Here is a 23,842-nt window from a genome sequence, read left to right as displayed (position 1 = left end):
AGAAATGCTAGCAAAAAAAATGGCCGGGGAATCCCCCGGCCATTTCCGTATTACGATGAATCTCAATACCGGTAATGATCCGCCTTGAACGGCCCCTCGACCTTGACGCCGATGTAGTCGGCCTGGTCCTTGCGCAGTTCGGTGAGCTTGACGCCGATCTTGGCGAGGTGCAGGCGGGCGACCTTCTCATCCAGCGACTTCGGCAGGACGTAGACTTCCTTCTTGTACTTGCCGTCCTTGTTGTTGGCGAACAGTTCGATCTGCGCCAGCGTCTGGTTGGTGAAGGAGGCCGACATCACGAAGGACGGATGCCCCATCGCGTTGCCGAGGTTCACGAGGCGGCCTTCGGACAGCAGGATCATGCGCTTGCCGTCCGGGAAGGTGATCTCGTCGACCTGCGGCTTGATGTTGTCCCACTTCAGGTTCTTGAGATGCGCGATCTGGATCTCGTTGTCGAAATGGCCGATGTTGCAGACGATGGCGCGATCCTTCATCGCGCGCATGTGCTCGATGGTGATGATGTCCTTGTTGCCGGTGGCGGTGACGAAGATGTCGGCGAGCGGCGCCGCGTCTTCCATGGTCACGACCTGATAGCCTTCCATCGCCGCCTGCAGCGCGCAGATCGGATCGACTTCGGACACCATCACACGGCAGCCGGCCTGGCGCAGCGAGGCGGCCGAGCCCTTGCCGACGTCGCCGAAGCCCGCGACCATCGCCACCTTGCCGGACAGCATCACGTCGGTGCCGCGGCGGATGCCGTCGACCAGCGACTCACGGCAGCCATAGAGGTTGTCGAATTTCGACTTGGTGACCGAGTCGTTGACGTTGATGGCCGGCCACAGCAGCGTGCCGGCCTTCTGCATGTCGTAGAGCCGGTGCACGCCCGTGGTGGTCTCTTCGGAGACGCCCCGGATGTTCTTGGCGATCTCGGCGAAGTAGCCCTTCGGCTTCTCCTTGAGCTGCTTCTTCAAGAGCGCGAAGAAGATCACCTCCTCGTCGGAGCCGGGCTTGTCGAGGAAGGCGGTGTCGCCGTTCTCGGCGCGCAGGCCGAGATGGACGTACATGGTGGCGTCGCCGCCGTCATCGAGGATCATGTTCGGGGTGCCGCCGCCGTGCCAGTCGAACATCCGGGCGGTGTAGTCCCAATAGTCTTCCAGGCTCTCGCCCTTGATGGCGAACACCGGAATGCCGGCGGCGGCGATCGCCGCGGCGGCGTGGTCCTGGGTCGAATAGATGTTGCACGACACCCAGCGCACGTCGGCGCCGAGCGCGACCAGCGTCTCGATCAGCACCGCGGTCTGGATCGTCATGTGCAGCGAGCCGGCGATCCGCGCGCCCTTCAGGGGCTGCTTGGGGCCGTATTCCTCGCGCGTCGCCATCAGGCCGGGCATTTCGGTCTCGGCCAGCGAGATCTCCTTGCGGCCGAACTCGGCGAGGCCGATGTCCTTGACGATGTAATCGGTGAACTTGGCGGTCATGCGGATGGGTTTCCTGATGTCTGTGTCAGTCGAACTGAGCACTACAAACTGATTGGGGCATTTCGAGGCGGTCCTGCAGGCTCAGCGTCATCCTGAGGTGCGCGCACCCCTCGTGCGCGCCTCGAAGGATGGCTGCAGGCACTTCGTCGGGTCATCCTTCGAGGCTCGCCGAAGAGGCTCGCACCTCAGGATGACGGCGAGACCTCCCCCGGCAAGACCGGGAGAGGCTGTTCGGTCTAGTTAAACCGCGCGCTTGAGCGCGTCGGCAAGATCGGTCTTCTCCCAGGAGAAGCCGCCGTCGGCGTCCGGGGTGCGGCCGAAATGGCCGTAGGACGAGGTCCGGGCGTAGATCGGCTTGTTGAGGTCGAGATGGCTGCGGATGCCGCGCGGCGTCAGGTCCATCGCCTCGGCGACCGCCTTCTCCAGCTTGTCTTCCGAAACCTTCCCGGTGCCGTGGGTGTCGATGTAGATCGACAGCGGCCGCGCCACGCCGATGGCGTAAGCGAGCTGCAGGGTGCAGCGGTCGGCGAGGCCGGCCGCGACGATGTTCTTGGCGAGGTAGCGCGACGCATAGGCGGCCGAGCGGTCGACCTTGGTCGGGTCCTTGCCGGAGAACGCGCCGCCGCCATGCGGGGCCGCGCCACCATAGGTGTCGACGATGATCTTGCGGCCGGTCAGGCCGGTGTCGCCGTCCGGGCCGCCGATGTAGAACTTGCCGGTGGGATTGATGTGCCAGATCGTCTTGTCGGTGATCCAGCCGTCCGGCAGCGCCTGGCGGACATAGGGCTCGACCCGCTCGCGGACCTGGTTCGAGGTCATGTCCTCGACCAGATGCTGGTGCGACACCACGATCTCGCGGACGCCGACCGGCTTGCCGTTCTCGTACTGGATGGTGACCTGGCTCTTGCTGTCGGGGCCCAGCACCTTCTCCTTGCCGGAGTGGCGGGCTTCCGAGATCAGCCGCAGGATCTTGTGGGCGTAGAAGATCGGCGCCGGCATCAAATCGGGCGTCTCGTTGGTGGCGTAGCCGAACATGATGCCCTGGTCGCCGGCGCCCTCTTCCTTGTTGGTGCCGGGCTGCAGCGCGTCGACGCCCTGCGCGATGTCCGCCGATTGCGGATGCAGCAGGATCTCGATGTCGCAGGTGTCCCAGTGGAAGCCTTCCTGCTCGTAGCCGATGTCCTTGATGGCGGCGCGGACGACGCTCTCGATCTGGTCGTTGGTGACCGAGGCCGGACCGCGGGTCTCGCCGGCGATCACCACCTTGTTGGTGGTGGCGAGCGTCTCGCACGCCGCCCGAATCGCCCACGGATCGATGCCGGCTTTCGGCCCCTCGCGGAAGAACAGATCGACCACCTCGTCGGAAATCCGGTCGCAGACCTTGTCCGGATGACCTTCCGACACCGACTCACTCGTGAACAGATAAGACGCGCGCATCACCAACCCCTTGTCCGCCGGACCCCGGCGGCGTTTTCGTGAATGATATCCCTGAAGTGTCAGTCGCGCCGGCGCGAGATGACGTAGGATTCGTCGTAAAACCAGAGCCCGCTGTGCTTGCGCAGAACCTCTCTGGTGGCATCGAGATATTGGCCGCCCTGGGTCGTTTCCGTCAGTCGATCGTCCTCGATCTGGGCGACATACACCGCCGCATTCCAGGCTGCAAAGGCGGTCGAATTGCCGATCGACCCGGTGACCTCGTTTGGCAGCGCTTCCATATCATAACGAAAGATCGACCGGCTATCCGCATAAGCGTTAAAATTGAGATCTCTACCGGCTGATCCCAGCTCGTATTTGACCGCGCGCAACAACTCATGCCGGCTCACCGAAAAAGGATTTTCCTCCGGCCAGACCGACTGGATGATTTCCAGCCCCGGGTCGCCCCCATGGGAGTGGATTCCGATCAGCCGCCCGCCCGCCCGCAGCGCCCGCGCCAGCGGCGCAATGATGCGTTTGGCGCGGAAATTCACGCTGGATTTGGCCCGATAGGGCTGCGAGGCGATGATCAGGTCGAAATTCGCCTCGGTGCGGCCGGCCCGCGGGATCACCGAATCGAGCAGGAACCGGTGGTCCTCGCGATACAGCACGATCGCCGCCGGCCGCTCATAGACCGGCATCCCGGTGCGCGGCGAGACGCTGGCGCGCCAATTGTCCTGCAGAAACGGCGCCAGTTCGGCGATCTGGGTCTCGAATTCGCCCGACGAGGCGCCGCGCAGCGCCACCTCGTGCCAGATCATCCCGGCCGCCGCCGTGGGCGAGGCCGGCGTCAGCCAGGGCGCTTCGGCGAAGTACATATTGGTGAGAACAAACACGGTCGCCGGATGCTCGAACAGCCGGTCCGGAACCTTGTCCAGCGTCAGCCGGACGTCTTCGACGCTGAGTTCCTTGCCGGCGACGTAGAACGGCATGTGCGGGAACCGGCCGTGCATCGCCCGCAGCACCCGCGCCAGCACGGTGCCGTCGCCACAGCCGGCGTCGAACACCCGCAGCGCCGGCGGCCGCGGATGGATGCTGCCCAGTTCCAGCGCAACGCGATCGGCGACCACGCGCTTTTCGCTGCAGGTGTGGACGAACAGCAGATATTTCTGCCGATTCTCGAAAAACCGGAAATTGCTGCGCGGGTCGCGCCGCTCCGGCGGCACCACCAGCCCGCGTGGCGGCGGCGCGGTGCCGAGCCCCGCCGCGACGAAGGCCTCGATCCGCTCCAGCGTGTCGACGGTGATGCGCTTGCCCTCGCGCAGCCGCTGCACCAGCTTGCCGTCATTGACCGCGCGGCGGCCGAACGTGGTCTCGGCCATCCCCGCCTGGCGGCAATAGTCGGAAATCCGGCCGAGGAGCGGGTCGTTCTTCATGATCCGGCGGTGGGCAGATGGCTTTCAGGTCGGGGCCGCACCATGACCTGCCCACCGCCGGAATGCAATATCGGGACGGTTCGACGGAACCACCCGCTCAACCGGATTGACCTCCGTCGGCGAGGATCGTCGCGATACCGACCGGCCAGCCGCCTTCGACGCGGCCAGCCATCCATTCTATCTCGGCCCCGGCGAGATCGCTTCCTTCGGTTCGCCGCCCAGGCCGTAGTCGCTTGGCTCGGCGTCGTTGTTCTTGATTCCCTTGCCGATTTCCTCGGCGAGCAAACTGCGGAACTGATCGTCGTAGGTCGCCAGACTGGTGCGGATCGCGGCGACCCAATGATCACCGCGGTCCCAGGCCTCCATATAGGCGGCGGCCAGATCGTCTTGCTGCCGGTTGGCGATCATCGCCTCCATGATGGATTTGGCCTGCAGGCGATCCTTGGCCGCCTTGCTCGCGGTGTCCGGATCCTCCCTTCGGCAGGATCCGACGATAAGCTTGTGCACGGCATAGCGTTCGGGGGACGGAACGAGAACCGGCACGCCAGCTCCGTGCAGCAGCACGGCCCGAACCGGATGACGGATCAGGAAGTCGAGAAAGCGCAGCGGTGACGCTGCGACGCCCCCCAATGCCGGCATTCGGACCGGCTTGCCTGCGAAATCGTCCGGACCGCGGTTCGGCGTCAGAAATTCGACCTTGAAGTTGTTGCGCGAGACGAACTGCGTGGAGACGCGCCCATCCATCTGGCTGGGGATTTCGCGGAAGGTGTCGTCGACGCTGCGAAGAACGTCCAGGATCGGCGGAAGGCTGTCGCCGACCGCCACCGAGATCTCGTGAAACTGCGCGAAATCGGCGTCGCCCGTCTGCATCGCGGTAGCGTTGAGGCGGCGGCCGAGCACGCCGGAATAGCATTGGTACGCAACGGTCCCTATCAAGACCCCGCGGAGACGGAAGAAGCCGGCCTTCGCCAATGCCTCGACCACCTGGCCGCTCGTCATCAGCGGCCGGGGCAAATAGGCTTCGCGCGTCAGCGTGGCGACCAGACGCCGGCGCCCCTTCAGGTCCGCCTTGAGATCCTTGAACGCTTCGACGCGTTTAGTGATGTCCGGATCGTCGACGGGACCGATGTATCGCCGTTTCTGTGCGCCAGATTCAGGATTCGGGGTGTCAAAATACCAGTATTTCCTGTTCTTTACCTCGACGGCGACGAAGCGTCCGTGGGCAGAAAACTCGGACGTGAAGCTACCGTCCATGCAGCGCTGGACGAGTTCAGAGTAGAGGGTCTGGTATGAGATATCGAGCGCGGCGGATGCCGCCATGGGAACCTCGTTATACTATTTTCGCGAAAACAGTATAGCGCGAATGAAGCTCGCGGAAAGTCTGGTTATACTAAATCCGCGAAAATAGTATAACCCACTCATCTGGGCTCGTGTTATTTTTAAACCGGACTCGGTCTGCTAAGAGGCATCGACGCCGGCGTTCTGCCGGTTTGCAGCCAAAAGAGCGTGAAATGCGAATAGCGATGATCGGAACCGGCTATGTGGGGCTGGTGTCGGGGGCCTGCTTTGCCGATTTCGGCCATGATGTGGTGTGTGTCGACAAGGATGCCGGCAAGATCGCAGCGCTGCATCGCGGCGAGATTCCGATCTACGAGCCGGGACTCGACGAACTGGTGGCCGCGAACGTCAAGGCGGGCCGGCTGGGCTTCACCACCGATCTGACGGCGCCGGTGGGCGAGGCCGACGCGGTGTTCATCGCGGTGGGCACGCCGTCGCGGCGCGGCGACGGCCATGCCGATCTCAGCTATGTCTATGCGGCGGCGCGCGAGATCGCCGCGGCGCTGAAGGGGTTCACCGTGGTGGTGACCAAGTCGACGGTCCCGGTCGGCACCGGCGACGAGGTCGAACGGCTGATCCGCGAGACCAATCCGGACGCCGACGCCGCGGTCGCTTCCAATCCGGAATTCCTGCGCGAGGGCGCAGCGATCCGCGACTTCAAGTTCCCGGACCGGATCGTGATCGGCACTTCCGACGAGCGCGCGCGGAAAGTGCTCGGCGAAATCTATCGGCCGCTGTCGCTCAACCAGGGCCCGCTGATGTACACCGCGCGGCGCACCGCCGAACTGATCAAATACGCCGCCAACGCGTTCCTGGCGACCAAGATCACCTTCATCAACGAGATGGCCGATCTCGCCGAAAAGGTCGGCGCCGACGTTCAGGACGTCGCTCGCGGCATCGGCATGGACAACCGCATCGGCCCCAAATTCCTGCATGCCGGCCCGGGCTTCGGCGGCTCGTGCTTTCCCAAGGACACCCGCGCGCTGGTCAAGATCGGCGCCGACCACGAGGTGCCGCTGCGCATCGTCGAGGCGGTGCTGGCGGTCAACGACAACCGCAAGCGCGCGATGGCCCGCAAGGTCGCACACGCGCTCGGCGGCAGCCTGCGCGGCAAGACCGTCGCGGTGCTCGGCCTCACCTTCAAGCCGGACACCGACGACATGCGCGAGGCGCCGTCGATCCCGCTGGTGACCGGGCTGATGGACATGGGCGCCAAGGTCCGGGCGTTCGACCCGGTCGGCATGGCGCAGGCGAAGGCCGAGCTGCCGGATATCACCTATTGCGACGATGCTTATACGTGCGCCGCGGGCGCCGACGCGCTGGTGATCGTCACCGAATGGGTGCAGTTTCGTGCGCTCGACCTGCCGCGGCTGAAGGCCGCGATGCAGCAGCCGGTGATCGTCGACCTGCGCAACGTCTACCGCGCCGACCAGATGGCCGAGCACGGCTTCGTGTATCACAGCGTCGGGCGGCCGAGCTGAACGTCGGTCGGCTGAGCTGAACTGAGCGGCCAGTCGAGCGGAGCAATGGGGACCGCGCGATGCGCGGTCCTATCGTGCGCCTGAGAGTCCGACCGACAATACAGGCCGCAAAATCAACGCCCAATCGCCGTCATTGCGAGCGAAGCGAAGCAATCCAGTGCGCCGAGCGTAAGATCCTGGATTGCTTCGTCGCTGCGCACCTCGCAATGACGAGGGTGCGGCCTACTTGCCCCAGACCTCGCGCGACACTTCGACCGCAAGCTGCAGCTTGTCCCACTGCTCCTGCTCGCTGAGGATGTTGCCTTCCTCGGTCGAGGCGAAGCCGCATTGCGGCGACAGTGCGAGCTGCTCCAGCGGCGCGAATTTGGCGGCTTCCTCCAGACGACGCTTGATGTCGTCCTTGTTTTCCAGCTCGCCGAATTTCGAGGTGATGACGCCGACCACCACGACCTTGTTGCCCTTCGGCAAAAACCGCAGCGGCTCGAAGCCGCCGGCGCGTTCGGAATCGTATTCCAGGAAATAGCCGTCGTAATTGATGCCGGCGAGCAGCGTCTCGGCCACCGGCTCGTAGCCGCCGGAGGAGATCCAGGTCGAGCGGAAATTGCCGCGGCAGACGTGGGTAGTGATCACCATATCGGCCGGGCGTTCGGCGATCGCGTAGTTGATCACACGGGCGTAGATCTGCTGCAGATTGTCCGGATCGTCGCCGCGGGCGCGGGCCTTCTCCAGTTCGTCCGGCGAGCACAGATAAGCCCACACGGTGTCGTCGAACTGCAGATAGCGGCAGCCGGCGTCGTAGAACGCCTTCACCGCCTTGCGGTAGGTCTTGGCCAGATCCTCGAAGAAGCCGTCGAGATCGGGATAGACCTCCTTGGAGATCGCCTTGCGGCCGCCGCGGAAATGCAGCACCGCCGGCGACGGGATCGTCATCTTGGCGGTGACATGGGCGACGTCGGCGTGCTTCTTCAGGAAGCGGAAATGCTCGAGCATCGGATGGTCGTCGGGAAAGTCGAGCTTGCCGATCACCCGGATCGAATCATTGCGGGTCTGCACGCCGGCGAACTGGATGCCGGTGTCGGGATGGTAGAGTTCGCAGCCGGTCAGCTTGGCCAGGAAATCGAAGTGCCACCAGGAGCGGCGGAATTCGCCGTCAGTGGCGAGCTTGAGGCCGATCGCCGACTGCTTGTGGACGATCTTCTCGATCTCCATGTCCTCGATCTTCTTCAGATCGGCGGCGGAGATTTCGCCCTTCTCCAGCCTGGCGCGCGCCTCCTTGATGCTCTGCGGCCGCAACAGGCTGCCGACCTCGTCGGCTCGGAACGGGGCTTTGGTTCTTTGCATCGTTTCACTCCCTAACAAGTTCAGTGTTTGGTACCGGCGGCGCCAGAGACGCCGAGATAGCGTTCCAGCGTGGCGGGGTCGTCCTTCAGCGCCGCGCTGGTCGCCTGATGGACGATGGTTCCGCGCTCCAATATCACAACGCGATCGGCGAGCCCGAGGATTTTTCGCGCATTCTGCTCGACGATGATCGAGCAGATTCCGCCCGCCCGGGTGATCGCGCCGAGTGCGGTCATCAGCTCGTCGACGATGATCGGGGCGAGACCCTCGGTCGGCTCGTCGAGCAGCAGCAACTTCGGATTGAGCATCAGCGCCCGGCCGATCGCCAGCATCTGCTGTTCGCCGCCGGAGAGCTGGTTGCCGAAATTGCCGCGGCGCTCCTCGAGCCGCGGAAACATCTGGTAGATCCGCGCCACGGTCCAGGGGCCCGGCTGCGCCACCGCGGTGAGATTTTCCTCGATGGTGAGCGACTTGAAGATGTTGCGCTCCTGCGGCACCCAGCCGATCCCGGCGCGGGCGCGCTGATCGGGCCGCAGTGCGGTGATGTCGACGCCATCGAGCACGATCCGGCCGGAGAACCGCCGCGTGACGCCGACGATCGAGTTGATCAGCGTGGTCTTGCCGGTGCCGTTGCGGCCGAGCAGCGCCAGCGCCTGGCCTTCGTCGAGCTGCAGCGACAGCTCCGGCAGCACCACGGCCTCGCCATAGCCGGCGCGCAGCCTGTCGATCGCCAGCAGCTCAGACATTTGGAAGCTCAAGCATTGGAAGCTCAGGCATGGGCGTCCTCGCCGAGATACACCGCCTTGACCTGCGGATCGCGCGCGACCTCGGCGGGCGGGCCTTCGACCAGCAATGCGCCCGACACCAGCACCGAGATCCGGTCGGCGAAGGAGAACACCAGATCCATGTCGTGCTCGATCAACAGCACGGTGACGTCGCGCGGCAGGTTCGCCACCACGGCGAGAATGTCGTGGCGCTCGCTTTCGGGCACGCCGGCGGCGGGTTCGTCGAGCAGCAGCACGCGCGGCTTGGTGGCGATCGCGACCGCGATCTCCAGCAGCCGCTGCTTGCCATAAGGCAGCCGCCCGGTCGGCTCGTTCATGACGTCGAGCAGATGGAAGCGCGCCAGATTCTCGGCGATCTCGCCGTTGATGTCGGCGCGGGTGCCCATCCGCCGCCACCAATCGCCGCCATGGCCGGAGCGCTCCGACACCGCGAGGCCGATGGTCTCGAGCGGCGTCAGGTCCGCATACAGCTGATTGATCTGGAAGGTGCGCGACAGCCCGCTCAGCACGCGCCTGTGCACCGGCATCGTGCTGATGTCCTGCCCCTCCAGCAGGATGCGGCCGGCATCCGGCTTCAGCACGCCGGTGAGCAGGTTGATCACCGTGGTCTTGCCGGCGCCGTTGGGGCCGATCAGCGCGTGGCGCGCGCCGGCCTCGATGTTGAGCGACAGGCTGCGGGTGACGTGGAGCCCGCCGAAATGCTTGTCCAGCCCGATGGTCTGCAGCGCCAGCGTCATGTCGCGCCTCCGCTCGGGCCGGCGCGGCGCAGCGCGCGCATCACTTGGCGCGGCACGAACAGCACCCAGTTCTGCAGCCGCTCGCGACCGATCAGGACGATCGTCACCAGCACCAGGCCGATCCAGAACAGCCAGTATTGCGGCGTGAGCGTGGAGAAGAACTCCTGCAGGATCTTGAAGATCACGGCGCCGATCAGCCCGCCATAGAGATAGCCGGTGCCGCCGAGCACCAGCACCAGCACCAGATCGGCCGAGCGCTCGAACGAAAACACGTCGAGCGAGGCGAGTTGCGTGGTCTGGGTGAACAGCGCGCCGGCGATGCCGGCATAGAATGCGGCGAGCGTGTAGACCATCACCAGCCGCCGGTTCACCGGAATGCCGACCGCGGAGGCGCGCAGCGGATTGTTGCGGATCGCGCGCAGGCTGAGCCCGAACGGCGAATGCACGACGCGGCGCGCCAAGAGGAACAGCACGAACAGCACCGCGACGCTGTACCAGAACGCGACCTTGCCGAAGATGTCGAACTCGAACAGGCCGAGGATCGGCTGCATCACGATGCCCTGCAGGCCGTCGGAGCCGCCGGTGATGTCGGAGAACCGCTCCGCCAGCGCTTCCATCAAGAGCGCGATGCCGAGTGTCACCATCAGCCGGGTGAGATCGACGCCGCGGATCACCAGGAAGCTGGTGGCGAAGCCGAGCACGGCAGCCACCAGCCCGGCGACCAACAGCGCCAGCACCGGCTCGCCCACGATGCCGTGCAGCGCCATCAGGCCGGCCGCATAGGCGCCGACGCCGAAGAACGCGGCGTGGCCGAGCGAAACGATGCCGGCATAGCCGAGGATCAGGTCGAGCGACAGCGCGAACAGGCCGATCCGGAGGATCTCGGTCATGATCAGATAGCGCGACGGAAACAGCAGGCCGCAGCCGATCAGCGCGATCCAGAACACGAACTCGCCGGCATGCCAGCGAGCGGTGCGGCGGGCGTGAAAGCCGACATTATCTGCGGGCGCGGTCATGCCGTCACCGCGCCGCGGTGCGGCCGAACAGGCCGTTGGGGCGCCAGATCAGGATCACGATCATGATGGTGTAGATCACGAACGGGCCGAGCTTGGGAAAATAGTACTTGCCGGCGACGTCGCCGATGCCGAGCAGCAAGGAGGCGAGGAACGGCCCGGTGATCGACGACGAGCCGCCGACGGTGACGACGATCAGGAAGTAGATCATGAATTTCAGCGGGAAATACGGATCGAGCCCGAGGATCTCGGCGGAGAGCGCGCCGCCGAAGCCGGCCAGCCCGCACCCGAATGCAAATGTCAGCGCGAACACCTGCGGCACGTTGATGCCGAGGCCGGCTGCGACGCGCGGATCGTCGACCGCGGCGCGCAGCCGGCTGCCGAACCGGGTCTTGGCCAGCGTCAATTGCAGCGCCACCGTCAGCAGCCCGCAGATCACGATGATCATCAGCCGGTAGCGGCCGATGCCGATGCCGAACAGGTCGATCTGGCCCTGCAGCGCGTCGGGCAATTTGATGAAGATCCGCGACGATCCCATGATGAAATCGACCGCGGCGACCGACATGAAGACGAGACCGACGCTGAACAGCACCTGGTCGAGATGCGAGCGGTCGTAGAGGTGGCGGTACAGCAGCCGTTCGAACACCGCGCCGATCAGCGCGCTGGCGAGGAAGGCGATCGGCAGCGCCGCGAAGAACGGCCAGCCGCTGGTGTTGACCAGCACCGCACAGACATAGCCGCCGGCCATCGCGAAGGCGCCGTGGGCGAGGTTGACGAAATTCATCAGCCCCAGCGTCACCGCCAGCCCGCACGCCAGTACGAACAGCAACATGCCGTAGGCCACGCCGTCGAACAGGATGGTGAGGAAGGTCATGAGAGGCGCGCCGATCGGGGGGGCGCCGTCACCCTGAGGTGGCCGCGTCTTCGCGGCCCTCGAAGGGCGGCGGCGATGTTCTGCCGGAGCATGTCATCCTTCGAGGCTCGGGCTTCGCCCTCGCACCTCAGGATGACGGCCGCGATTTGTGGAGCCACCAACTCGCCGCCCGTCATGGCCGGGCTCGTCCCGGCCATCCACGAGCCCCATGCACCGCAGTTCGTGGATGCCCGGGACAAGCCCGGGCACGACGTCGATGGGGTGGCGGGGAGTATCGACCTCAGCACGCGGAGCTCCGCCTTACTTCTTCGTCTTGCCGGGGTCCTTCACGGCGTCGAATTTGGCGAATTCGATGTTGTAGAGTTCGCCGTCGACCTTTTCCACCTTGCGGATGTAGATATCCTGGACGATGTCGCGGGTTTCCGGGTCGATCGAGATCGGGCCGCGCGGGCTTTCCCAGCTCATCCCTTTCATCGCCGCGAGCAGCGAATCGCCGTCGGTCTTGCCGCCGGTCTTCTTCAGCGCCTCGTAGATCAGATGGATGCCGTCGTAGCCGCCGACCGCCATGAAGCCCGGCCGCTGGCCGAAATCCTTCTTGTAGGTGGCGACGAACTCCTTGTTCATCGCCGAGGGATGCGCCGCCGAATACATGTGCGCGGTGACCACGCCCAGCGCCGCATCGCCCATGCTGTTCAGGAGGTCGTCGTCCATCACGTCGCCGGGGCCGATCACCTTGATGCCGCTCTTGTCGAGGCCGCGCTCGGCGAACTGCTTCATGAAGCTGCCACCCTGCCCGGCCGGCACGAACACGAACATCGCGTCCGGCTTGGCGTCCTTCATGCGCTGCAGGAACGGCGCGAAGTCCGGATTGGCGAGCGGCACCTTGATCTCTTCGACGATCGCGCCGCCGCCGGCGGTGAAGTGCTGCTTGAACGCCGCCAGCGCGTCGTTGCCCGGCGCGTAGTCCGAGGTCAGCGTCGCGACCTTCTTGATGCCGTTCTTGGCGGCCCAGTCGCCGATGATGGTGGAGGACTGCGCCAGCGTGAACGAGGTGCGGACGATGTAGGGCGATCGCTCGGTGATGATCGAGGTGCCGGCGGCCATCACCACCTGCGGCACCTTGGCTTGCGTCGCCAGCGGCGCCGCGGCGAGCGCGGCCGGGGTGATGCCGAAGCCGGCGATCACATTGACCTTGTCGTTGACGATCAGCTCCTGCGCCATCCGCTTGGTGTTGTCCGGAATCGCGGCGTCGTCCTTGAGGATCACTTCGATCTTCTTGCCGGCGACGGTATCGCCGTGCTTTTTGATGTAGAGCTTGATCGCGTTGTCGATCTGCTTGCCGGTCGAGGCCTGGCCTCCGGTCATCGGCACGATCAGGCCGACCTTGAAGGTCTCCTGAGCCTGCGCCGCAGCGATCGGAGCCGCGGTTGCGAGCGCGATGCAGGCGGCCTGCAGCAGTGTTCGTCTGCCCATCAGCATGAGTGTTTCCTCTTGTCCCCTGTGCGTCTCGTCCCGAGGGCTTTGCCCCGGTCCGTATCCTAGCCGAGATGGCGCCGCTGTGTCTTGCAGGCTGGAGCGCTTCCATCCGGCGAGGATGTTCGACGCGTGGCGATCGCACCTCGCCGGTCACGGCGGCTCCCACGGCAACCAATTGCCAAGGGTCTCGTGCTACGGAAGGGTGCGAGGCCCCCAGTCTTCGACCTCTGAATCCACGGCTTTGATCGGCGGATCGGCCATATCATTGCCATGGAAGCCGGGATGATGGGAGCAATATCAGGTATGCCACAATCGGATAGCAGAAAGACCATTCGGCGCCATCGACAGGCTTTCGCGCCAGCGCGCCGGACCGCCAGACGCGGGGCGGCGATCAACCGGGACTTATAGGAATCCATGAGAGCGAGTTTGTTGCGTCTGACGGTCGCGTCCACCATGGGGGTCGTGCTGAGCGGTCTGGCGGGCTGCGGCACCATCAATGAACAACTGACCGTCGGGCTCGCCGACCACGTCCCGCAATGGGCCGGCGGCCTGCCGGCCAACGCGCCGCCGCGCCCCGGCACGGCCAAATACGACGCCTATATGCGCGAGCAGGAGCGGCTGCGGAACATGCCGGCGGCCGAGCGGCAGAAGATCGAGGCCGCCAAGGCGGCCGAGACCGGACAACAGCCCGCCGAGCCGTCGGCGGTGCGCTGAGCGCTCGCCACCCGCCGCGATCAGTCCACGAACACCACGGTCTTGCGGCCGTTGAGGATCACCCGGTCGTCGAGGTGATAGTGCATCGCGCGGGCCAGCACCCGGCGCTCGATGTCGCGCCCCTTGCGCACCAGATCGGCCGGGGTGTCGCGATGGCTGATGCGCTCGACGTCCTGATCGATGATCGGGCCCTCGTCGAGCGTGCTGGTGACGTAATGCGCGGTGGCGCCGATCAGCTTGACGCCGCGGTCGAACGCCTGGTGATAGGGCTTGGCGCCCTTGAAGCCGGGCAGGAACGAATGGTGGATGTTGATGCAGCGCCCGGCGAGGCGGCCCGCCATCTCGTCCGACAGGATCTGCATATAGCGCGCCAGCACCACGAGATCGGTCTTGGTCTGCGCGATCAGCGCGGTGATCGCTGCCTCCTGCTGCCGCCGCGTGTCCTTGGTCACCGGCAGATGGTAGAACGGGATCTCGCCGAAATCGAAGCCGCTGAAGGTGTCGCGCGGATGGTTGGAGACGATCGCGGTCGGGATCATCTGCAACTCGTCGATCCGCCAGCGATACAGGATATCGGCGAGGCAGTGATCGGACTGCGACACCAGCAGCATCACCCGCCGGCGGGTGCTGCGGTCGCGCATGTGCCAGCCCATCGTGAATTTGAGGGCGATGGCGGAAAAGCCGGTGCGCAGCTCCGCCAGCGGCACCACGCGGTCGGCGGCGTTGAACACCACGCGCATGAAGAAATGACCGCTCTCGGTGTCATTGTATTGTTGCGCGTCGAGCACGTTCTGGCCGTTCTCGAACAGGAACGTCGTCACCGCGGCCGTGATGCCGACGCGATCGGGGCAGGACAGGGTCAGCACGTATTGATGATGCGGCATGGGCGATCTTGATAGCAGCGGCGGCGCGCTCGGTTCGGGCCCCTGCTCTAGCATCGGCGCGAGGCTTGCGCCAATCCCGATCAAAGGCGCAAGATGATCAAACAAACGGCGATCGGCGGAGTTTTCATGGCTGGACGGCTCGACGGCACCCGCATCCTGATTCTGGAGACGCGCGAGGAAGCGCAGTTCTCCCGCCTGCTCGCCGATCAGGGCGCCGAGGTGCTGCAATGTCCGATGGTGGCGATCGTCGACGCCCCGGACCCCGCCCCGGTCGCGGCCTGGATCGACAGGCTGATCGCGGCCCCGTTCGACGATCTGGTGCTGACCACCGGCGAAGGCCTGCGCCGGCTCACCAGGCTGGCGCGCAGCCTCGATCGCGAGCGCGACTTCGTCGACGCGATCGGCAAGACGCGCCGGTTCGCGCGTGGCCCCAAGCCCGGCCGCGCACTGCGCGAGATCGGGCTCGACGCCGACGTCACCACCGAGACGCCGACCTCCGAGGGCATCGCCGCGACGCTGGCGAAGTCCGATTTGCGCGATCACCGCGTCGGCCTGCAGCTCTATCCCGACAAGGATCACGCCGCGCTGATCGGCGCGGTCGAGGCGCAGGGAGCGGTCGTCGATGCCGTGCTGCCCTACGCCTACGACGCCCGCGCCGCGGAAGAGAACGTCGTCACCGCGATCGAGGAAATGGCGCAGGGCCGCGTCGACGCGATCGCGCTGACCAGTTCCAACCAGCTCCGCCGACTGTTCGATGTCGCGACGGCGCGCGGCTACGAGGCGCGCCTGCGCGAGGGCCTCGACGCGACGCCGATCGCGTCGGTCGGCCCGGTGGTGTCGGACGAATTGCGGCACTATGGCCTCACGCCGGCGATCACGCCGCCGGAGGGCGCGTTCTTCATGAAGCCGCTGATCAGCGCGATGATCACCTCGCTGAACCGCCGAGCGTCGCGCACTGCACCATCATCGTGACTTGACGGTTTCGTTCGCGCCGCCAAGATGCGGGCAACGAAAAACAAGGTCGGGTGGACATGCAGGCGCTGCCGCTGTCGGAATTGCGCGTCGTGGAATTGGGATCCGGCGACGCGCTCGCATACTGCGGCAAGCTGTTCGCCGATTTCGGCGCGGAGGTCGTCAAGGTCGAGCCGCCGGGCGGCGATCCAGACCGGCAGGTCGCACCGCGGGTCGAGCGCGGCGGAGGGCGCGAGAGCGCCAGCTTCGCCTGGCTGAACAGCAACAAGCGCAGCGTCACCGCGAAGCTCGACGATCCGGCCGGTGTGGTGCGGATCGAACGCTTACTTGCGGACGCCGACCTGCTGCTCGACGCCCGGCATCCGGTCGAGATCGAGGCTTCGACGCTGTCGCATCGCCGTCTGCGTGAAACGCAGCCCGGCCTCGCTATCACCGCGCTGTCGTGGTTCGGCGAACACGGCCCGTATCGCGATTATCTGGCGACCGATGCGGTCTGCCGCAGCCTCGCCGGGCTGGTGAAACTGGTCGGCCCGGCGGAAGGCCCACCGGTGCTGCCGCGCGACGGCCAGACCGCGGTGATCGCCGGCCTCACCGCCTTCATCCCGACGCTCGCCGGATTGTTCGCCCGCGCCGATCAGGGCGCGCGCCGGTTCGCGGTCAACGCCTTCGAGGCGACGCTGCAGATCGCCGAATTCGACATCGCGCTGGCGCTGGAGGCCGGCTCGACGCGGCCGCGGATCGGGCTGAACCGGTTCGGCCGCGGCTTTCCGGTCGGCAACTACGCGACCAAGGACGGCTGGCTCGGCGTCACCGTGGTGACGCCGGCGCAATGGCTCGGCTTCTGCGCGATGATCGGCCTGCCGGAGCTGGGCCCCGATCCGCGCTATTCGGCGACCAATGATCGCTTCATCCATGCCGACGAACTCAACTCGATCATCCGGCCGGTGCTGATGCACAGGACCGCGATGGACTGGTTCGAGCGCGGCCTCGCGTTGCGGCTGCCGCTGGCGCTGGTGCCGGACATGGCGCAATTGCTGGCGCAGCCGGTGATGCGCGAACGCGGCGCCTTCGCCACCGTCGAGATCGGCACGGCGTCGTTCGAGGCGCCGGTGCTGCCGCAGCGGCTGACGGCATCGCCCGGCAAGCCCAATGGCCGCGCGCCGCTGTGCGGCGAGCACGATGGCGTGGAGCTGTCGCCGCATCGGCGGATCGCAGATCGCGCAGCAGGCGCGAGCGAGGCGTTGCCGCTGTCAGGCATTCGCATCGTCGATCTCACCATGGGCTGGGCCGGGCCATCGGCGGTGCGCCAGCTCGGCGATCTCGGCGCCGATATCGTCAAGGTGGAGTCGTGCCAGTATCCGGACTGGTTCCGCGGCACCGATCCGCGCGGGCCGTATCATCCCGAACGCACTTACGAGAAGACCTACTGGTTCCAGACGATGAACCGCAACAAGCGCGGCATCACGCTGGATCTGACCACCGCAGACGGCCGCGCGGCGCTGACGAAACTACTCGCCGGCGCCGATGCGGTGATCGACAATTACGCCGCCGACGTGCTGCCGCGGCTCGGCCTCGACGTCGCCGCGATGCAGGCGATCAATCCGCGGCTGGTGATCGTGACGATGCCGGCCTTCGGCCTGACCGGCCGCTGGAGCGCCGCCCGCGCCTATGGCTCGACGCTGGAACAGGCGTCCGGGCTGCCGTCGGTGACCGGCCGCGACGGCGATCCGCCGACGATGCAGCACGCCGCGCTCGGCGATCCGGTCGGCGGACTGAACGCCGCCGCCGCGCTGATGCTCGGCCTGACGTATCAACAGCGCACCGGCGACGGCCAGCACATCGATCTGTCGCAGGTCGAATGCATGTTGCCGATGCTGGCGTCCTCGATCATCGAACAATCGGTGACGGGACACACCGGCCCGCGGCTCGGCAACCGGCATCCGCGCTTCGTGCCGAGCGGTTGCTTCCCCTGCGCCGGCGAGGATCAGTGGGTGACGCTGGTGGTGCAGAGCGACGCGCAATGGGCGGCGCTGTGCCGGGTGATGCACCGGCCGGATCTCGCCCACGATCCCGCGCTCGCCACCGCCGATGGCCGCCGCGCCGACGAGGATCGCATCGAGGTCGCGGTCCGGCACTGGACCTCGACCGTCCGGCCGGAACTGGCGATGGTGACGCTGCAGGAGGCCGCCATCGCCGCCGGCGTCGCGCGGCTGCCGGTCGATCTGGTCGGCGATGCGCATCTGCTCGCGACCGGGCACTGGCAGCCGGTGGTGCGGCCGTTCATGGGGCCGCATCTGCTGCCGTCGGTGTCGTATCGCGAAGGCTTCGCCGAACGGCCCTACCCGATCGAACGGCTGGCTCCCACCCTCGGCCAGCATAATCATGAGGTGCTGCGGGAGATCGGACTCACCGAGGCCGAGATCGGTGACCTGCACGATCGCGGCGTGATCGGGCGAGTGGCGACTGCCAAAAAGAGCGGCGGCGCCCGCCAGGCGGCCGAATGAACCGCCCTCCATACCTCGATACGACGGCGACAGCCGCGTCCCGCCCGCCCGTGCAGGCACGACAAGGTGGAAACGCCGCGTCCGACATCCGGACAAGTCTCGTGCGACGAAGGCGATCTTGCTGGAATGCGGCGCCCCGACAGTATCATTTTTGCAGAAGCGCAATCGGCGGGTTGAAACTTCCGACCGATCTGCGCTAACACCCTTGCAAGATCAAGAAGCCCCTCAGGGGATTTAGGGAGAAACAGAATGAAAAGATTGATCGCTGCCATGGTGATTGCGCTGCCGATGTTCGGCTCCGCGGCGCTGGCCCAGGAAACCGTCAAGATCGGCTATATCGATCCGCTGTCCGGCGGCGGCGCCAGCGTCGGCGAAGGCGGCCTCAAGACCTTCCAGTATCTCGCCGACGAGCTCAACGCCAAGGGCGGCATTCTCGGCAAGAAGGTCGAGATCGTTCCGCTCGACAACAAGACCAACCCGCAGGAAAGCCTGATCCAGGCGCAGAAGGCGATCGATTCCGGCGTCCGCTACATCACCCAGGGCAACGGTTCCTCGGTCGCCGGCGCGCTGGCGGACTTCGTCACCAAATACAACGAGCGCAACCCCGGCAAGGAAGTGCTGTACTTCAATTACGCCGCGGTCGACCCGGTGCTGACCAACGAAAAGTGCAGCTTCTGGCACTTCCGCTGGGACGCGAATTCCGACATCAAGATGGAAGCGCTGACCAACTACATGAAGGATCAGCCTTCGATCAAGAAAGTCTATCTGATCAATCAGGACTATTCGTTCGGCCAGTCGGTCCGCACCACCGCCCGGGCGATGCTGTCCAAGAAGCGCTCGGACATCCAGATCGTCGGCGACGAACTGCATCCGCTGCTGAAGATCACCGACTTCGCCCCCTACATCGCCAAGATCAAGGCGTCCGGCGCCGACACCGTGGTGACCGGCAATTGGGGCCAGGACATCGCGCTGCTGCTCAAGGCCGCCGCCGATGCCGGCCTCAAGGTGAGCTGGTACACCTATTACGCCGGCGGCGCCGGCGGCCCGACTGCGATCAAGCAGACCGGCCTCAACCACCAGGTGTTCCAGATCACCGAAGGCTTCGCCAACGTCGCCCACAAGGAATCGCAGGACTTCGAAAAGGCGTTCCGCGCCAAGGTCGACCTGAGCCTGTGGTACCCGCGCGCCGTCAACGAAATGCGGATGTTCGCCGCCGCGGCCGATAAGGCCAAGTCGGTCGATCCGGTCAAGGTCGCTCAGGCGCTCGAGGGCATGAAGTTCGAAGTGTTCAACGGCGGCCAGGGTGAAATGCGGAAGGACGACCACCAGTTCTTCCAGCCGATCTACGTCTCGTCGTTCGGCGACATCCCGGCGGGCCAGTTCGACGAAGAGAAGACCGGCTGGGGCTGGAAGCAGGTCGCCAAGATCGACACCGCCCAGACCATGCTGCCGACCACCTGCAAGATGGACCGGCCGTAACAACGTTTGAAGCGCTGCTCCCCCCTCTCCCCGCTTGCGGGGAGAGGGCTGGGGTGACGGGTCGCCTCCACAAGACGCGGGCTCCGCGTTCTGTCGAGACGCCCCCTCACCCGGATCATCGCTTCGCGCTGATCCGACCTCTCCCCGCGCGCGGGGAGAGGTGATCGCAGGCCCTCCCCTCAGTTGCAGGCAGACACGTGCTCGAGCTGGTCGTCATTTCCACCCTCAACGGCGTCCTGTACGGGATGCTGCTGTTCCTGATGGCGAGTGGGCTCACCGTCATCTTCAGCATGCTCGGCGTGCTGAACTTCGCCCATGCCAGCTTCTACATGCTCGGCGCGTTCTTCGGCTTCCAGATCAGCCGCTGGTTCGGGTTCTGGCCGGCGCTGATCTTCGCGCCGCTGCTGGCGGGCGCGATCGGCGCCGCGGTCGAACGCTTCGGCCTGCGCCGCGTCCATCGCAACGGCCATGTCGCGGAGTTGCTGTTCACCTTCGGCCTGGCGTTCGCGATCGAGGAGATCGTATCGATCATCTGGGGCAAGGTCCCGGTCGATTTCCGCCCACCGGCCCTGCTCGACTTTCCGGCCTTCACGATCTTTTCGACCAACTACCCCGCCTACAAGATGTTCATGCTGGCGATCTCGATCGTGATCTTCATCGGCCTGTTGCTGGTGCTGAAGCGCACGCGGATCGGCCTGATCGTACAGGCGGCGCTGACGCATCCGCATATGGTCGGTCATCTCGGCCACAACGTCGAACGCATCTTCATGCTGGTGTTCGGCGTCGGCACCGCGCTCGCCGCCGTCGCCGGCGTGATCGCCGGCCCGTCGCTGGTGACGCAGTCTAACATGGCGGCGATGCTCGGCCCGATCCTGTTCGTCGTCGTCGTGGTCGGCGGCCTCGGCTCGCTGCCGGGCGCCTTCATCGCCTCGCTGCTGATCGGGCTGGTGCAGACCTTCGCCGTGTCGGTCAACGGCTCGCTCGCCTCGGTGTTCGGGCCGCTCGGACCCGACCTGGCGCAATCCTGGCTCAGCGACATCTGGAACGTGACGATCGCGCAGATCGCGCCGATCATGCCGTATCTGCTGCTCGTGCTGATCCTGATCTTCCGGCCGATGGGGCTGTTGGGAACCCGCGAAACATGACCGACCTCGCTTCCCGCGTCGCGCCGCCGCGACCGGCGCTGTCCGATCGCCTCAAATTCTACGGGGTCTGGATCGCCACAGCGCTGACGCTGCTGCTGCTGCCGCAGATCTTCTCATCCGGCGGATCGCTGACGACCTTCAGCCTGGTCGGCATCTCGATCATCTTCGCCTTGTCCTACAACATCCTGCTCGGCCAGACCGGCATGCTGTCGTTCGGCCACGCGGTGTATTACGGCCTCGGCGGCTTCCTGGCGATCCACGCCATCAATCTGCTCGGCGCCAACAAATGGGCGATCCCGCTGCCGCTGGTGCCGCTGATCGGCGGCATGGCGGGGCTGTTCCTCGCGGCCCTGATCGGCTGGGTGATGACGCAGCGCTCGGGCACCGCGTTCGCGATGATCTCGCTCGGCCTCGCCGAACTGGTCGCCTCCTCGGCGCTGATCCTGCGCACCTTCTTCGGCGGCGAGGCCGGCATCTCGGCCAACCGCACCAAGCTGTTCAAGGTGTTCGGGCTGTCCTTCGGGCCGCAGATCCAGATCTATTATCTGGTCGCCGCCTGGACGCTGATCGCGATCATCGCGATGTACGCGCTGACCCGGACGCCGCTCGGCCGGATGTGCAACGCGGTCCGCGACAATCCTGAGCGCGTGCAGTTCGTCGGCTACGACCCACACGTCGTGCGCTATCTGGCGTTCTGCTTTGCGGGGTTCTTCGCCGGCATCGCCGGCGCGCTCGCCGCGATCAATTTCGAGATCGCCAACTCGGCCTATCTCGGCGCGGTGCAGTCCGGCACCGTGCTGTTCGCGGCCTATATCGGCGGCATCGGCTTCTTCATCGGCCCGATCGTCGGGGCGATCTTCGTCACCATCCTGTCGCTAGGCCTGTCCGACCTCACCCAGGTCTGGCAATTGTATTTCGGCCTGTTCTTCATCGCCGTGGTGCTGTACGCGCCCGGCGGCATCACAGGCCTGTTGATGATGCACCGGCCGCTGATCCGTGCCGGCATGCTGTCGCGGATGCTGCCGAGCTATCTCATCGCCGCGCTGCCGACGCTGGCGCTGGTCACCGGGCTGATGCTGATGATCGAGACCATCGTGCACTACACCGTCAATCCCCACGAGGATCCCTACCGCAAGGCGTTCGGCATCCCGTTCGACGCGGCGAGCCCGCTGACCTGGGCGATCTCCGCGGCGCTGATCGTGGGCGGCTTCTGGCTGTGCCGGATGGCCTGGGCCCGCGTCGGCCAGACCTGGGACGAGACCCTCACCGCCGCCCGCGCCAAGGTGCATGCCCTATGAGCAACGCCATCGAACTGCACGGCGTCGAGAAGAGCTTCGGCATCACCAAGGTGATCCAGAACATCACGCTCAGCATCGCCCAGGGCGAACGCCACGCGCTGATCGGACCGAACGGCGCCGGCAAATCCACCACGTTCAACCTGATCAGCGGCTATATGAAGCCGACCTCCGGCCGCATCCTGCTGCGCGGCGAGGAAATCTCCGGCCTGCGCCCGTTCCAGATCAACCGCCGCGGACTGTCGCGCTCGTTCCAGGTCACCAACGTGTTCGCCAACATGACGGTGTGGGAAAATTTGCGCTGCGCCGTGCTGTGGGCGACCGGCCATCGCTATTCGTTCTGGAAGAACGTCGACAATCTGCCCGAGGTGCGCGAGCGCACCGCGCAGGTCCTCGAAGACATCCATCTGACCTCACGGCGCGACATCCCGGCGGGCCTTCTCACCTATGCCGAGCAGCGCGCGCTGGAGATCGGCATCACCATCGCCGGCGGCGCCAATGTGATCCTGCTGGACGAGCCGACCGCCGGCATGAGCCATGCCGAGACCGAGCGCGCGGTGGCGCTGATTCGCCGACTGACCGAGGGCCGCACGCTGCTGATCGTCGAACACGACATGAGCGTGGTGTTCGGCCTCGCCGATCGCATTTCGGTGCTGGTCTACGGCCAGGTGATCGCGTCGGGCACGCCGGAGGAAATCCGCGGCAACCCGAAAGTCAAGGAAGCCTATCTCGGTGAGGAGGCGGCCTGATGATGCTCGAGGTCAAGGATCTGCACGCTTACTACGGCAAGAGCCACATTCTGCAGGGCGTCGACATGCATATCGACGCCGGCGAAGTGGTCAGCCTGCTCGGCCGCAACGGCGTCGGCCGCTCCACCACCGTCAAGGCGATCATGGGCGAGGTGCCGCCGCACGGCACGATCAATTTCAAGGGCAAGAACATCGCCGGCCTGCCGAGCCACAAGATCGCGCATCTCGGCCTCGGCTACGTGCCCGAGCATCGCGATATCTTCCCGGGCCTGACGGTCCGGCAGAACCTGATGCTCGGCGTCAAGAATCCGCGCAACCCTGGCAAATGGCGGCTCGACGACATGCTCGACATGTTCTCGAACCTGAAGGAGCGCGCCGACACGCCAGCCGGTGTGCTGTCCGGCGGCGAGAAGCAGATGCTGACGATCTGCCGGACGCTGATGGGCGACCCCGAACTGGTGATGATCGACGAGCCGACCGAAGGGCTGGCGCCGATCATCGTCCAGCAGGTCGGCGATCTGATCGCCGAAATCGCCCGCCGCGGCGTCGCCATCCTGCTGGTCGAGCAGAAGCTGTCGATCGCCATGCGGATCTCGCACCGGGTCTACGTCATGGGCCACGGCCAGATCGTGTTCGAGGGCAGCCCCGCCGACCTCAAGGACAACGCCGCGGTGCGCAAGGAGTGGCTCGAGGTTTGAGCCGCCGGCCGGGGGCGCCCATCCTCTACCGTC

General features: G+C 65.7%; 20 protein-coding genes. 9 read left to right on the top strand and 11 right to left on the bottom strand.

Annotation, left to right across the window (positions count from 1 at the left end; translation table 11 throughout):
* Positions 1-62: 62 nt before the first annotated feature.
* The 4 genes from ahcY to RPB_RS07990 all read right to left on the bottom strand — a co-directional run bounded on the left by ahcY (position 63) and on the right by RPB_RS07990 (position 5,647).
* Positions 63-1,478 (bottom strand): adenosylhomocysteinase, encoded by a 1,416-nt coding sequence (gene ahcY / locus RPB_RS08005; protein ID WP_011440487.1) that lies wholly within the window; start codon positions 1,476-1,478, stop codon positions 63-65.
* Between the two features lie 240 nt (positions 1,479-1,718).
* On the bottom strand, positions 1,719-2,915 hold the full coding sequence (metK, locus tag RPB_RS08000; RefSeq protein WP_011440486.1) for a methionine adenosyltransferase: 1,197 nt from the start codon (positions 2,913-2,915) through the stop codon (positions 1,719-1,721).
* 59 nt (positions 2,916-2,974) lie between these two features.
* A complete protein-coding gene (locus RPB_RS07995; RefSeq protein WP_011440485.1) occupies positions 2,975-4,327 on the bottom strand; it encodes a hypothetical protein in 1,353 nt (450 codons plus the stop codon).
* A 177-nt stretch (positions 4,328-4,504) separates the two neighbouring features.
* On the bottom strand, positions 4,505-5,647 hold the full coding sequence (locus RPB_RS07990; RefSeq protein WP_011440484.1) for a nucleotidyltransferase family protein: 1,143 nt from the start codon (positions 5,645-5,647) through the stop codon (positions 4,505-4,507).
* 191 nt (positions 5,648-5,838) lie between these two features.
* On the opposite strand from RPB_RS07990, the gene RPB_RS07985 reads away from it, so the two are divergent.
* On the top strand, positions 5,839-7,146 hold the full coding sequence (locus tag RPB_RS07985; protein WP_011440483.1) for a UDP-glucose dehydrogenase family protein: 1,308 nt from the start codon (positions 5,839-5,841) through the stop codon (positions 7,144-7,146).
* 222 nt (positions 7,147-7,368) lie between these two features.
* Here RPB_RS07985 and RPB_RS07980 read toward each other — a convergent pair whose 3' ends face one another.
* The 6 genes from RPB_RS07980 to RPB_RS07950 form a co-directional block, all read right to left on the bottom strand.
* On the bottom strand, positions 7,369-8,487 hold the full coding sequence (locus RPB_RS07980) for a cobalamin-independent methionine synthase II family protein (RefSeq protein ID WP_011440482.1): 1,119 nt from the start codon (positions 8,485-8,487) through the stop codon (positions 7,369-7,371).
* 20 nt (positions 8,488-8,507) lie between these two features.
* Positions 8,508-9,230 carry an ABC transporter ATP-binding protein gene (locus RPB_RS07975; protein ID WP_011440481.1) on the bottom strand — a complete coding sequence of 241 codons (723 nt, stop codon included), beginning with the start codon at positions 9,228-9,230 and terminating at the stop codon, positions 8,508-8,510.
* 23 nt (positions 9,231-9,253) lie between these two features.
* Positions 9,254-10,006: an ABC transporter ATP-binding protein gene (locus tag RPB_RS07970; RefSeq protein ID WP_011440480.1), complete on the bottom strand. Its 753-nt coding sequence runs from the start codon at positions 10,004-10,006 to the stop codon at positions 9,254-9,256.
* Positions 10,003-11,022, bottom strand: coding sequence for a branched-chain amino acid ABC transporter permease (locus RPB_RS07965; RefSeq protein WP_011440479.1), 1,020 nt, complete (start codon positions 11,020-11,022; stop codon positions 10,003-10,005). The genes RPB_RS07970 and RPB_RS07965 overlap by 4 nt, the downstream gene beginning before the upstream one ends.
* Positions 11,023-11,026: 4 nt before the next feature.
* On the bottom strand, positions 11,027-11,893 hold the full coding sequence (locus RPB_RS07960) for a branched-chain amino acid ABC transporter permease (protein WP_011440478.1): 867 nt from the start codon (positions 11,891-11,893) through the stop codon (positions 11,027-11,029).
* Between the two features lie 300 nt (positions 11,894-12,193).
* Positions 12,194-13,372, bottom strand: coding sequence for an ABC transporter substrate-binding protein (locus RPB_RS07950; protein WP_011440477.1), 1,179 nt, complete (start codon positions 13,370-13,372; stop codon positions 12,194-12,196).
* Positions 13,373-13,783: 411 nt separating this feature from the next.
* On the opposite strand from RPB_RS07950, the gene RPB_RS07945 reads away from it, so the two are divergent.
* Complete coding sequence (locus tag RPB_RS07945) at positions 13,784-14,083, top strand: hypothetical protein (RefSeq protein ID WP_011440476.1); 300 nt, start codon at positions 13,784-13,786, stop codon at positions 14,081-14,083.
* 20 nt (positions 14,084-14,103) lie between these two features.
* Here the strand turns inward: RPB_RS07945 and purU are convergent, their stop codons facing one another.
* Positions 14,104-14,967: a formyltetrahydrofolate deformylase gene (gene purU, locus RPB_RS07940; RefSeq protein ID WP_011440475.1), complete on the bottom strand. Its 864-nt coding sequence runs from the start codon at positions 14,965-14,967 to the stop codon at positions 14,104-14,106.
* A gap of 126 nt (positions 14,968-15,093) precedes the next feature.
* Between purU and RPB_RS07935 the strand changes: the two genes are divergently transcribed.
* The 7 genes from RPB_RS07935 to RPB_RS07905 all read left to right on the top strand — a co-directional run bounded on the left by RPB_RS07935 (position 15,094) and on the right by RPB_RS07905 (position 23,809).
* Positions 15,094-15,939, top strand: coding sequence for a uroporphyrinogen-III synthase (locus RPB_RS07935; protein WP_011440474.1), 846 nt, complete (start codon positions 15,094-15,096; stop codon positions 15,937-15,939).
* A gap of 59 nt (positions 15,940-15,998) precedes the next feature.
* Positions 15,999-18,443 carry a CaiB/BaiF CoA transferase family protein gene (locus RPB_RS07930; RefSeq protein WP_011440473.1) on the top strand — a complete coding sequence of 815 codons (2,445 nt, stop codon included), beginning with the start codon at positions 15,999-16,001 and terminating at the stop codon, positions 18,441-18,443.
* Between the two features lie 249 nt (positions 18,444-18,692).
* Positions 18,693-19,922 carry a branched-chain amino acid ABC transporter substrate-binding protein gene (locus tag RPB_RS07925; RefSeq protein ID WP_011440472.1) on the top strand — a complete coding sequence of 410 codons (1,230 nt, stop codon included), beginning with the start codon at positions 18,693-18,695 and terminating at the stop codon, positions 19,920-19,922.
* Between the two features lie 197 nt (positions 19,923-20,119).
* Complete coding sequence (locus RPB_RS07920) at positions 20,120-21,067, top strand: branched-chain amino acid ABC transporter permease (RefSeq protein WP_011440471.1); 948 nt, start codon at positions 20,120-20,122, stop codon at positions 21,065-21,067.
* A complete protein-coding gene (locus RPB_RS07915) occupies positions 21,064-22,365 on the top strand; it encodes a branched-chain amino acid ABC transporter permease (protein WP_011440470.1) in 1,302 nt (433 codons plus the stop codon). Before RPB_RS07920 ends, RPB_RS07915 begins: the two co-directional genes overlap by 4 nt.
* On the top strand, positions 22,362-23,111 hold the full coding sequence (locus RPB_RS07910) for an ABC transporter ATP-binding protein (RefSeq protein ID WP_011440469.1): 750 nt from the start codon (positions 22,362-22,364) through the stop codon (positions 23,109-23,111). Before RPB_RS07915 ends, RPB_RS07910 begins: the two co-directional genes overlap by 4 nt.
* A 2-nt stretch (positions 23,112-23,113) precedes the next feature.
* The gene (locus RPB_RS07905) at positions 23,114-23,809 is read left to right on the top strand and encodes an ABC transporter ATP-binding protein (protein WP_041798624.1); all 696 of its coding nucleotides are present in this window, start codon (positions 23,114-23,116) and stop codon (positions 23,807-23,809) included.
* The last annotated feature ends 33 nt before the right edge of the window (positions 23,810-23,842 follow it).

Origin of the sequence: Rhodopseudomonas palustris HaA2, assembly GCF_000013365.1 — a bacterium.
Taxonomy (GTDB): Bacteria; Pseudomonadota; Alphaproteobacteria; order Rhizobiales; family Xanthobacteraceae; genus Rhodopseudomonas; species Rhodopseudomonas palustris_J.
This window is presented reverse-complemented; position numbering and strand designations above follow the sequence as displayed.